The following is a 1,100-nucleotide window of genomic DNA, read 5'->3' as shown; positions in this document are numbered from 1 at the left end:
AGCAGTGCCAGCATCGGCGCAGCATCCCGGTCTGGTTCCAGGCGGCGCAGCCGCAGGCGTTTGCTTTCGATGGGTTGCATGGGTGGGCTCCGGAAGGAATACCTCGATTTTGCAACGCCAGCGCCCGCCGTGCAGCACGCTCAGGCCAAGTGGGCCACTACGATGCTCAGCCTAGCCACATGCCCCGTCACGCGGGCCGAACAGGATCGGCCAGTAGCGCACGCACAGGCGATGGACGCATGCGGCGATCAGGCAGAACCCCATGCCCATCAGCGCCAACAGCAGCGGTGCGCCCCAGCGCAATCCCGGGTGCTGGATACGAGCCTTGGAAGGCATGCCGCCGGGATATAGCACCTGTACCTGTTCGCCGACCACGTACAGTGGTGCCCCGGTAGCAAAGGACGCGGTGAACTGAATCATCTGCCCCTGTCCGGTCTGGAACCTCACCACCGGGCGATGCAGGGTGATGTCACGTGCGGGCATCCCCTCCATTTCCGACCGGGCATCCTCTGCCTGGACGGCCACCACCGTTCCGGTTACGGAAACGGCCTTGCGCGCGAAACGCTGGACGTCCACGAACAGCCAGGCGGCGGCCAGAAGGATCAGCAGGCCCACGGCAAAGAAAAACAGCAAAAAACATCTGAGGAGGGTGGGTATGGTGCTGGCCGGGTTGATCGATCAGCGTGCAGGTGCCGGCGCTGATCGAATGAAGGAGGTATCGACATGGTAGTAGCGCGGATTGCCCGGCATGACATGGACATCCAGTTCACGCCCACTCACCTGTGCACGGGGATCGGCCCAGAGATACGCACTGTGGAAGACATGCCATCGAGTGGTTTCAGGATCGCGCCAGGCGCAGACGATGACGAACGGATGCTTTCCCCCCGAAAATACTCCGCGATCGCGCTTGATCGCCCGGACCTTGGCTTGCACCCGTGTCCCGTGGCGAAGGAGCTGCCTGCGCCGCCATGCCCTCGCCGCCTGCGGCAGGCGCAGAAGTCCCGCCGCCAGCAGGAATGGGCCGCTGTTCAATCCCAGTATGACGCTCAGGCCCCAGGGTGATGAGAGCGAACGCACCAGGGCCTTGTCCGGGCGGTCCG

At 64.1% G+C, this 1,100-nt stretch carries 2 protein-coding genes; both read right to left on the bottom strand.

Going from position 1 to position 1,100, the window contains the following annotated elements; all coding sequences use genetic code 11:
• Positions 1–171: 171 nt before the first annotated feature.
• Complete coding sequence (locus ACFC0D_RS38730) at positions 172–633, bottom strand: DUF3592 domain-containing protein (protein WP_053448394.1); 462 nt, start codon at positions 631–633, stop codon at positions 172–174.
• 45 nt (positions 634–678) lie between these two features.
• Positions 679–1,100, bottom strand: a 422-nt coding sequence (locus ACFC0D_RS38725; protein WP_376446832.1) for a hypothetical protein, incomplete at its 5' end; no start/stop codon positions are given.

It is taken from the genome of Streptomyces sp. NPDC056222 (assembly GCF_042264065.1).
Lineage (GTDB): Bacteria > Actinomycetota > Actinomycetes > Streptomycetales > Streptomycetaceae > Streptomyces.
This window is presented reverse-complemented; position numbering and strand designations above follow the sequence as displayed.